The organism is Candidatus Methylomirabilota bacterium (assembly GCA_027293415.1).
In the GTDB taxonomy this organism is placed as follows: domain Bacteria; phylum Methylomirabilota; class Methylomirabilia; order Methylomirabilales; family CSP1-5; genus CSP1-5.
Map to the genome: position 1 here is coordinate 1 of JAPUFX010000044.1, position 9,862 is coordinate 9,862.

Annotated in this window: 11 protein-coding genes; 1 reads left to right on the plus strand and 10 read right to left on the minus strand. The window is 58.4% G+C overall.

Annotated features, from left to right (window positions below):
- From O6929_03115 to O6929_03155, 9 genes are all read right to left on the minus strand, one after another.
- On the minus strand, positions 1–719 hold a 719-nt coding region (locus tag O6929_03115; protein MCZ6479386.1), incomplete at its 3' end, for a glycoside hydrolase family 3 protein.
- Positions 716–1,525 (minus strand): ABC transporter permease, encoded by an 810-nt coding sequence (locus O6929_03120; GenBank protein ID MCZ6479387.1) that lies wholly within the window; start codon positions 1,523–1,525, stop codon positions 716–718. The genes O6929_03115 and O6929_03120, both read right to left, overlap by 4 nt.
- A gap of 157 nt (positions 1,526–1,682) precedes the next feature.
- Complete coding sequence (locus O6929_03125; protein ID MCZ6479388.1) at positions 1,683–2,603, minus strand: ABC transporter permease; 921 nt, start codon at positions 2,601–2,603, stop codon at positions 1,683–1,685.
- A 75-nt stretch (positions 2,604–2,678) separates the two neighbouring features.
- Positions 2,679–4,196, minus strand: coding sequence for an ABC transporter substrate-binding protein (locus tag O6929_03130; GenBank protein ID MCZ6479389.1), 1,518 nt, complete (start codon positions 4,194–4,196; stop codon positions 2,679–2,681).
- A 211-nt stretch (positions 4,197–4,407) separates the two neighbouring features.
- Entirely contained in the window at positions 4,408–4,782 is a 375-nt protein-coding gene (locus O6929_03135; GenBank protein MCZ6479390.1) for a hypothetical protein, read from the minus strand.
- Positions 4,779–4,985 (minus strand): hypothetical protein, encoded by a 207-nt coding sequence (locus O6929_03140; protein ID MCZ6479391.1) that lies wholly within the window; start codon positions 4,983–4,985, stop codon positions 4,779–4,781. The genes O6929_03135 and O6929_03140 overlap by 4 nt, the downstream gene beginning before the upstream one ends.
- Positions 4,986–4,988: 3 nt before the next feature.
- Positions 4,989–6,524 (minus strand): YifB family Mg chelatase-like AAA ATPase, encoded by a 1,536-nt coding sequence (locus O6929_03145; protein ID MCZ6479392.1) that lies wholly within the window; start codon positions 6,522–6,524, stop codon positions 4,989–4,991.
- A 635-nt stretch (positions 6,525–7,159) separates the two neighbouring features.
- Positions 7,160–7,432, minus strand: a complete 273-nt coding sequence (locus O6929_03150; protein MCZ6479393.1) for a hypothetical protein — start codon at positions 7,430–7,432, stop codon at positions 7,160–7,162.
- A gap of 146 nt (positions 7,433–7,578) precedes the next feature.
- Positions 7,579–7,704, minus strand: coding sequence for a hypothetical protein (locus O6929_03155; GenBank protein MCZ6479394.1), 126 nt, complete (start codon positions 7,702–7,704; stop codon positions 7,579–7,581).
- Between the two features lie 310 nt (positions 7,705–8,014).
- Here O6929_03155 and O6929_03160 point away from each other — a divergent pair, with 310 nt between their 5' ends.
- On the plus strand, positions 8,015–8,410 hold the full coding sequence (locus O6929_03160) for a recombinase family protein (protein MCZ6479395.1): 396 nt from the start codon (positions 8,015–8,017) through the stop codon (positions 8,408–8,410).
- Between the two features lie 118 nt (positions 8,411–8,528).
- Here the strand turns inward: O6929_03160 and O6929_03165 are convergent.
- Positions 8,529–9,862, minus strand: a 1,334-nt coding sequence (locus O6929_03165; GenBank protein ID MCZ6479396.1) for a hypothetical protein, incomplete at its 5' end; no start/stop codon positions are given.

The following is a 9,862-nucleotide window of genomic DNA, read 5'->3' on the forward strand; positions in this document are numbered from 1 at the left end:
AGTTGCGTCAGAATCAGAGGTGACAGGGTCGCCGGAAGCGCGGGATCGAGCGCGGGGCATAGCACATGGGCGGTCATCAGCATCGAAAGTCCAGCTTCAATGGCCCGGCGGAATGGGTGCAGTTCCACACGAGCGAGCCGATCTTTCGGATGATGGACGACTGGCAAGTCCAGATGCGAGTCGGTCGAGGTATCCCCATGGCCGGGAAAATGCTTTCCTGTGGCCGAGACCCCTTCCGCCTGAAGCCCCTGGGAAAACGCAATGCCCATGCGAGCCACGACGTCAGGTTCCGCGGCAAAGGCCCGGTCGCCAATCACGGGGTTGTCCGGATTGGTATGCACATCCAGTACCGGGGCAAAATTCACATTGATCCCGACCGCTCGCAACTCTTTCCCGATGACACCGCCCACCGTTCGGGCAAGCTCCTCCGAGCCAAGCGCCCCCAGACGGGCGGCGGGGGGGAACTGGGTAAAGGGAGGCTTTAGCCGCGACACTCTTCCCCCTTCCTGATCGACACCAATGAAGAGCGGAGGGTCTACCGCCAATTCTTGAAGTGCTCGGGTGAGCTCCAGTACCTGCAGCGGACTCTTGAGGTTAGACCCCATCAGGATCACCCCTCCAAGACCCCACTCTTGCAGAACCCCGAGAAGGGAAGAGGGAGTCACAGGGCCGTCAAATCCGAACATGCAGAGCTGGCCGATCTTTTGCTTGAGTGTCATCCCCCGCTCTTGGGATCCCAGATGTCTCGCAAGCCATCCCCGAGGAAGTTAAACCCCATTACGGTCAGCACAATGGCAATCCCCGGAAAAATCGTCAAATGAGGGGCCACCAAGAGATACTGCCTGGCTTCGTTGAGCATCGCCCCCCAACTGGGGGTTGGGGGCTGGGCGCCCAGCCCGATGAAGCTCAGGCTGGCCTCGGCGATTACCATCACCGCGAATCCAAAGCTGGCCTCCACCACGATGGGTCCAAGAATATTCGGGAGCAGATGGCGGAGGATTACTCGCATGTCGCGCCCCCCCAAGGCTTTTGCCGCTGTCACAAACTCCATTTCCCGAACGACCAGGATCTGACCGCGGGTGAGCCGGGCATACCCGACCCAGCCGATCAGGGAGAGAGCGATAACGACATTGGTGATGCTCGGCCCCAGGATGGCGGCAAAGGCGATGGCCAAGAGAATTCCCGGAAAGGCCTGCAGGATATCCACCAGACGCATCAAGATTTCGTCCGTCCACCCCCCAAAGTAGCCCGCTATTGCCCCGATCAACAGCCCGATTCCCAAAGAGATACTGACCGCCACCGTCGCCACCCAGAAGGAGATCCGGGCCCCATACAGCGTCCGGGAAAACAGGTCTCGGCCCAGGCGATCCTGGCCGAACAGGTGGTCACGACTCGGTCCTTTGAGTCCTTCAGCCAGTACCTGCTCTGTTGGAGACTGAGGGGCCAGGACGGGCGCCAGCAGGGCGCACAGCATCATGCTGGCAACCAATACAAGTCCCGCGGGCCATGCCTTTTGTTTTCGCATCCGCACCATGCTTCCCAATGGTAATTAGCTTTCAGCAGTCAGCAACCACTGCTTGGAGGCTAGAAGGCTAGGATGCTGGGACGCTCAAGGAATGAACCGCAGAATGGAACAGGGCTTCTCCCTCTCCGAGCATACCAGCCTCCCAGCTTCCCAGCTGCTATTCGTACCGGATCCGTGGATCCACGTAGGCATACAGTAGATCCGTCGCCGTATTGACCAAGACGTACCCGAAACTAATGAACAGGACGCATCCCTGGACCAGAGGATAGTCTCGAGCCTGGATCGCCTGGAGCGTGAGTCTTCCGAGTCCTGGCCACGCGAAGATGATCTCGGTGATGATCGCCCCGGAAAGTAACGCCCCAAACTGAAGCCCCACGACCGTAATGACGGGAATCAGGGATGCTTTGAGGCCGTGACGGAGGATCACGCGACTCTCCGACAGTCCCTTTGCCCGAGCCACTCGGATGTACTCCTGGCCCAGGACCTCTAAAAGGCTCGCCCGGACCATCCGCGAGAGGATTCCCGCCATGGCCATCCCCAGGGTCAAGGCCGGCAGGACGTAATGCTGAAGGCTGCCCCGACCAGACACGGGTAGCCAGTTCAACTGGATCGCAAAGGCGAGAATGAGCAGCGGCCCGAGTACAAAGTTCGGTATCGAGACTCCGAGAAGGGCCGCAAATCGGCTTCCGATGTCGACGCCAGAGTCCCTCTTCACCGCGGCAAGGACGCCCAACGGGACGGCGATGACCAGGGCAAACATGAGGCCCGCTAGCGCGAGCTTGATGGTGGCTGGAAGTGCATTCATGAGCGTGGTGAAGACCGGTTCCCGGGAGAAAAGCGAAAACCCCAGGTCTCCCGTAAGTACTCCGACGAGGAAGTGGCGATACTGATCCAGGATTGGCCGGTCGAGGTGTAGAGTACGCCGGAGTGCCTCCTTTGCGGCAGGGAGGGCGGCCTCGCCCAACATTACTTCCACTGGATCTCCGGGGGTCAGGTGGATCAAAAGAAACACCAGCGTGGTGACGCCCAACGCCACCGGAATGAGGAGCAGCAATCGTCTCAGTAGATAACGAGCCATCACATGCCTTCACCGCTCACGGTTCGGAGCCCACCGGGCAAGATTTCGAAATTCGAATTTCGAAATTCGAAATTGTCATCCGCCCTCGAGCCATATGTCCTTCAAAGGGGTAAAGTCGCCCCCGGGCATGGGGGAAAAGCCCCGGACCCTGGACTTGTATGCTGTCAACCGAATCTCATGCCAAAGACTGACATAGGGAAGTTCTTTCGCCAGAATCCGCTGAACACGGCTGTACATTGCCATTCGCTCTTTCAAATCGGATGTCCGCCGAACGGCCAGGAGAAGGCGGTCCACCTCAGCGTTCTGATACCTTCCTCGATTGGCCCCACGCGGGGGCCAAGAGTCCGAGTGGAAGATATAGTGGTAAAAGTCCGGACTGGTAATTCCAACCCAGGTCAGGACATAGAGCTGGAAATTCCCTGATTTGATGTCCTTGTAAAAGGTCCCAAATTCGTAACTCCGGATCTCGAGTGCAATACCTACCTGGGAGAGCTGATATTGAATCGCCTCGGCGATCGTCCGACTGATCTCGTTCGTCGTCGCTTTAAAGGTAAGGGTAAACCGCGCTCGTCCTTTCATTGGATAGCCGGCTTCGTCCAAAAGGCGCCTGGCCTTTTCCGGATCAAACGGGAATGTCTCGACGTGCGACTCGTAGGCCCAGTGCTGTGGAGACAGGAGGCCCGTGGCCGGAATGGCCTGCCCGCGGAGCAGATACGTCATCATACCCTCGCGGTCTATGGCGTGGGCGATTGCCCGACGGACGCGAAGGTTGCTGAGGATGGGATCCTCAAGGTTGAAACCGATGTAGGTGTAGTTGCTGGAGGGAACCTTGGCCACCTCAACCCCGGGCAGCGCCACCACGAGTGGAAAAATCTCGTGCGGAAGCGAAGCCAGGAGGACATCAATGGTCCCCTTCTTCAGTTCGAAGAAGCGGATGGTGGCTTCCGGGATGATTCGAAACCTGAGTCGCCCGATTTTGGGCTTGCCGCCAAAATAGTCCGGAAATGCCTCGACCTCGACCCATTCATTCTGCACCCATCGCTTGAATCGAAAGGGCCCCGTCCCCACAGGGTTCTGCCCAAAACCCTCCTGGCGTGCTAAGTCTGACGGGACAATTCCAATCGTCAGGTGGTACAGAATGGGGGCGAAGGGGTGCTTCAGATGAAAGGCCACCCGCTGCCGATCCAGGACCTGGATCTCTCGGATCTCTTCGAGGACGCCAGCATAGGCCGAACCAACGGTCTTGAGGGATTCGAACGTGAACCGAACATCCTCAGCCGTCAGTTCACGTCCATGGTGAAACCGTACTCCACGCCGTAGATGAAAAACATAGGTTCGCTCGTCAAGTTGCTCCCATCGCTCGGCCAGATCCGGGACGATTCGGAAGTTTGCATCTGCGCGGACGAGACCATTGAACAGCAACCCGCCCACATGAAGCGAAAGGGCATCGGTGGCAACCCGGGGATCGAGGCTAACGGGATTGGTTTCGACGGCGGCCGTCACTATCTCAGACGACCGACTTTCTCCTTTGGCACAGCTCCCAACCCCCAGGATCAGGATGGCAATGCCGAAGGGAACAACACCGCGCCTCATCGGCCCTTCATCCTCCCCTCCTTCTCTTCCCCCGGACCATACATGCCTCCGCCACGCTTTTGCCTAGGATAGCGCAACTGTGAGGGAGAGTCCACGCCTGACGGGTTAAGGATTCAGGGTTGAGAGTTCAGGGTTGAGGGATAGGAGTCCCAGTTTTTGCCAAGATCTGTGAACTCTGAACTATGAACCGTGAACTCTGAACGAGTACACGTTATGGGGAGGTCAGGAAGGCCCTCAACTGCGAGACATCGACAAAGAGGACCACAACCCGAGAAAAGAAAGGCTTTTTGATGCGGGGTTCCTGTTCTTCGTAGTAGAAGACGACTGGCCCATCGCGGGCCAACGGTGCCGTCCGGGGGTCCTTCAAGAGATTGGAATCGAGCTTGATCAACACCACGCGGTTGTCAGCGGTGAAGGTTCGTCTTCCCTGCGCCTCCTGAACAGTAATCTCGAATCGATTCTGTTGGGGAAGGAAGATCAGGCGCTCGAGAACTCCACGCCCCTCCCGAACCTCCTGCGTTGCGCCGACCGTGACCATGAGGAAGGGGCCGAGGATGAGGACCCAGAGGACCCTCCTCTGCTTCATTTGTTAAGCCAACGCTCTACTTTGCTCAGCAGGCGAGCCGATTCGAGCCCCAGTCGTTCGGCCAAGGGGACAAGTTTATCGGCCGAGCGCCCAGCCAGCACGGGGGCACCGGTGTCGCACACGGGACAGCGGTATCGCAAATTGATCGCATCGTAACGAAGATCCTGCTGGCACTGAAAGCATTTCGCTGGAACAGCACTCATGGCTTACCCTCCCCGGAGTCCGCGATCGAGGCTGCGGTACTGGATGGCTTCGGCAATGTGTTGTGGGTGGAGACTCTCTTCAGGGACCAGGTCGGCAATCGTGCGGGCTACTTTCAATATTCTATCATACGCGCGGGCGCTGAACCCCAACCGTTCCATCGCCGTCTCCAAGAGGCGCTGGCCCTCATCCCCCACCTGACAATGGCGGCGGATCTGTTTGGGGCTCATGGCCGCATTGCAAAAGATTTTACTCTTTTTGAAGCGGTCAGCCTGGAGCGCCCGGGCCCGTCTCACTCGCTCCCGGATCACCGGTGCGGGTTCACCTCCCGCTTCTGCCGCCATATCTCGATACCGAAGGGGAGGGACTTCGATGTGGATATCGATGCGGTCCAAGAGGGGGCCCGAAATCCGGCTGAGATACCGTTGGACCTCACCCGGCGAGCAGCCACATTCCCGTTGGGGGTCGGTCAAATATCCGCACGGGCATGGATTCATGGCTGCCGCCAGCATGAAGGACGCCGGATAGGTGAGAGACATGATCGCCCGAGCGATGGTCACCTGGCCGTCCTCGAGTGGCTGGCGGAGTACCTCGAGGACGTTTCGTCTGAATTCCAGAATTTCATCCAAGAAGAGGACCCCATGATGCGCGAGGCTAACCTCCCCCGGACGAGGAATGTTCCCACCACCGATCAGGCCGGCATCCGAGATGGTGTGGTGGGGGGCCCGAAAGGGTCGGACGGCGATGAGGGGCGTTCGAGGTGGAATGAGACCACAGACGCTATGGATCTTGGTGGTCTCGATCGCCTCTTCCAGGCTCAGGGGCGGAAGGATGGTCGGGAGACGCTTGGCAAGCATGGTTTTCCCTGACCCCGGCGGACCGATGAGGAGGATGTTGTGACCGCCCGCCGCGGCCACTTCCAGCGCCCGCTTGGCATGCTCCTGTCCTTTCACGTCGGTGAAGTCGATGGCATAGTGGGAAGATTCGGCAAAGGCCGCATCGAGATCGGTGGTGCTGGGTTCGATGGTGAGCTCGCCGTTGAGCATCCCGAGCGTCTGGGACAGGCTGTGGACCCCGTATACATTGATTTGCTTTACGACCGCCGCCTCGGCGACATTGTCAACCGGAAGCACGATCCCTTCCAGACCTGCCTTGGCGGCGGCCACGGCCATCGGAAGAGCCCCACGGATGGGACGGACCATCCCGTCAAGGGCCAGCTCACCAAGGACCAGCACCTGCGAGAGCCGGTCCGGTTTCACCAAACTCTGTGCCGCCAATACGCCAATAGCCATCGGCAGGTCAAAGGCGGCGCCTTCCTTCTTGATGTCAGCCGGAGCGAGATTGACCGTGATCCGTCGGGGAGGGAAATCAAACCCGGAGTTCTTGATGGCTGCCTTGACCCGGTCCCGGCTCTCCTTGACGGCCGCGTCGGGCAAGCCCACAGTGGAGAAGGAGGGAAGGCCGAGGGCAAGGTCCACCTCCACCTCAACCATGTAGGCATCCACCCCGAGGACAGCACCACTGAGGACTTTGGCTAACATGGCTTGCTCTCGCGGGAGGGGTCCAGCCAATCGACTAGCAGGGATGATAGTCTTACCTGATTCCGCCGTCTCTCGCAAGCGGAAAGGCAAGGGTCAAGGAGGGGCAGGTTATCAGACTGTTGGGTTGCAAGAAGGTGCGCCGATGCGGAGGCGTCGATTGGAGGCCACGGAAGACCAGGTGAGGAGGGCCAATCAGGCTTTTGCTCACTGCGAGTGCCAAATGTAAAGCTTAGACCCCAACCTCGTTCCGATTAAGCCCTGGGGAGTGTCACTGTGTTGCGGAACTACCTATCAAAGTGTAAAATCAAGACCTGACCCTCGCCCCTTTTACGCCCCTTTTACAGTCTTTATCCGCCCCCCAGCTGTTTTTGGCGCGTCTCAAGACCTTTCTTAGCCCACGTGGCATGGAAGGCATACGGGGAAAGGGCTCATGGAGGATCGGCTAGAGGGTGACAACATTGGGAATGGGTTAGTCTATTACTTCGGTACGAATTGAAATAGGGGGTTCCCAAGACGGGATCGCGAGGCGGCCCAATCATTTATACTTTGTAGGTCCCCAGACATACTTCCCCGTCTTGTCGATAAAACCCACCTTGCCATCCTGTATAACAGGGTACAGCGGGCTCGCCGTCTCTCTACTTGACCGATTGGCCCGCGGCGGTGATCGCCTCGCCGGCCTTGATGACGGACTCTTTATGTTTTCCCGCCTCGTGAAGCCGCAATGCCTCTTCGCACCCCGCCTTGGCTTCCGCGACCTTTGCTTGGTCCCCGGCCTTACGCTTTTCCATCTTGGCGACTAAAGCTCTGCATTCCTTAACGAGTTTTGGACAGTGGTACGCTATAGCTACTGGAGCGTTCAGCCCCAGGATAAGCACGAAGCCCACGATCCCTACGATGTGTTTCCTCATTTTTGTCCTCCTTTATCCTTGTGCACCGATGGCGGTTTCGGTGTGAACAATCGTTTCTCAGGTCCGTAGAACGGGAACTCTTCCTTAGCACAGGGCGGCTCAATCGTCAAGGCCTGTAGGTCTTGGCGAGATCCCGATCTCGATGGTCAGCGCCCGTGGGCCTTCAGGAAACGCCGGACCTCTGCTTCGTGTTGGGGATAGGCTCCCCTCGCCGTGCGAAGAAAATTCTCGTACTTGTCGAAGGCCTCTTCCCGCTGATTGAGGAGCAGCAAGGCATTTCCCCAGTTTAGGAGATCTTGCCATTGCGGGGGTCGAGCTCGGCGGTCTCTCGCAAGCAGAAATGGTAGGCCGCTACATGGATCTTTACGTTAATCTGCTCTCAATGTCTGGGCATTAGTCAGGGGTAGGATGATCCAGAAGCGGGCTATGCCTTACTTTAGGTGACCGAGGAATTGCCAAAATCACATGCCTGACACATATCCTACTGAGGGAAGCTCATAAGCGTTTCTATCCGATCTTTTCGCAAAGTGCAAAGTCAAGACCTGGCCCCCATGCTGCAAGGGCTGCTTCGCCGGGATCCTCGTGTGGCGGCTGGATCGATTGGGTCGGAGTCTCCGGCATCTCGTGACGGTCGTCGAGGATCTCCTGGCGCGCGGGATCGAAGTGATCTCCGCCACGGAGCCGCACATGGATAGCACGACCCCAACCGGACGCCTGCTCCGGAACATCTTCGCCTCCGTCGCAGAGTACGAGCGCGAGATGATACGGGAACGCGTGGTGGCCGGCCTGCGGAAGACGAAGGCGAGTGGGAAACGGATCGGCCGGCCTCGGGCCGTACTCAACCGGTTCCGGGTCGAACAGCTTCGAAGAGAAGGCCTGAGCTGGCGGGAGATCGCCCGAAAGATGGACCTCTCGAAGAGTACGGTTTACCGGTATCGTAGGATCGCCCAAAACCCGACCGCACCAGCAAACTCCTAAGGCCTCTCACATAACGCTGGCGGTCAGCCGCGCGGCCTCCTGGCCGCGTCGGCTGGAACGGCTGAGTTAAGCCGCTCCTGCTCAAAGCCACAGCGAACGCTCCGTCGCGGCCAGTATCTCACTGTTTCGCAAGAAGCGCCTTAAGCGCTTGGAGCTGACTGTCATAGTTGACCCTATATGCGCCGAAGGGATGAGACATGGTTGTTGGCATCTCGATAAAGGTCCGAATGTTCCAGCCAGCTTCTATCAGCTCTGACGCAGCGAAGACGAACTCCAGCGTGTCCGTGAAGAAAGCAACCATGTCGAAGTTCTGGCTGTAGTCAATCCTCGAAGCGCTGCCATGGACATAATGGTTCCGACAATCAACGGCCTCGTCAAGTACCGACACGAGATCCGGGAACCGCTCTCCAATGGCGTCAACAACATACCGCGCCCTGTGCCGCGTCTTGTGCTTAAGCGAAGGTCTCCCTACTCTCCCGAGCGCGTTGAGCACACTGCTGCGCTCATAGCTATCCGGGAGGGTGCCAAATATCTCCTGGCAACGCCGCTTGGCATCCAGCAACCCCTCGGACAGCTCGACATCCTTGGGCGAGGCTGACGTCGGCAGGATGTCGAACATGTTCGCAGCCCCAACCAGCCGTTCCACGAAGTATCTCCGCTGATGCGCGAACGAAGTGTGGAACCGCTGCCTCGCGTCCTGCCGCTCCTCATCCGTTTCCAGCCATGCGCGCATCACGCCAGCAAACTCTTCCGACCGCCTGATAGGGTCGAGAAGCAGATCGGCCGGGTGTGGGAACCATCTGTCATCGGTCGAATCCGCATCTCGGGATGGACGATGGCTCCAGTGCACCTTTAGTGATTGCCGATGTTCACCGTTGTCCACATACATGACCAACTCGCGCAGGTTTTGAGGACGACCGATGACCAACTCTAGAAACCGAAGTAACCGCAGCGTCCGAGAAATGGCCTCGGCGAATGTAACGGGAGGCTCTGCCTCGATGCTTACGGAGATGACATTGTCGATTCGCACGCCGCTGGGACCTCCTAGGCTCCAGCTTGGGTTGTGCTGCGCGCGCACCTTACCGAGAACGGTGTCCACGTCAATGATGTTGCGCTTGCCGGCGAAGTACGCAATCCGCGGTTCCGGTCCGATCGGGATAGGCCTGTTCAGCTTGTTGGCCGTTGCAATCCGTTCTATGTGGGGAACCGCATCAATGACGGTGCCGAACGCGTCAAAGTCGTAAAAGAGTGCCGTCGCGTCCTCGAGCACAAAGCTGCTCTCAACGATAAGCCTATCGTTTGCTCCAATATGCCGCCGCACCTCCAAGACAAAGTGAGGGAACAACTTGGCGTAGTGGTACTGGTCGCCGTCGCGTGAGTCAGATCCCTTTTCCATCGTCAAGCATTGGATGAGCGTAACCTTGGTGAGATCGTACAGAGTTCCCGTCAAGC

Bases quoted from the DNA above. Each gene is read 5' to 3' on its own strand.
- O6929_03140 (MCZ6479391.1), bottom strand. From the start codon at position 4,985: ATGAGTGCTGTTCCAGCGAAATGCTTTCAGTGCCAGCAGGATCTTCGT.
- O6929_03130 (MCZ6479389.1), bottom strand. From the start codon at position 4,196: ATGAGGCGCGGTGTTGTTCCCTTCGGCATTGCCATCCTGATCCTGGGG.
- O6929_03150 (MCZ6479393.1), bottom strand. From the start codon at position 7,432: ATGAGGAAACACATCGTAGGGATCGTGGGCTTCGTGCTTATCCTGGGG.
- O6929_03120 (MCZ6479387.1), bottom strand. From the start codon at position 1,525: ATGCGAAAACAAAAGGCATGGCCCGCGGGACTTGTATTGGTTGCCAGC.
- O6929_03135 (MCZ6479390.1), bottom strand. From the start codon at position 4,782: ATGAAGCAGAGGAGGGTCCTCTGGGTCCTCATCCTCGGCCCCTTCCTC.
- O6929_03125 (MCZ6479388.1), bottom strand. From the start codon at position 2,603: ATGGCTCGTTATCTACTGAGACGATTGCTGCTCCTCATTCCGGTGGCG.
- O6929_03145 (MCZ6479392.1), bottom strand. From the start codon at position 6,524: ATGTTAGCCAAAGTCCTCAGTGGTGCTGTCCTCGGGGTGGATGCCTAC.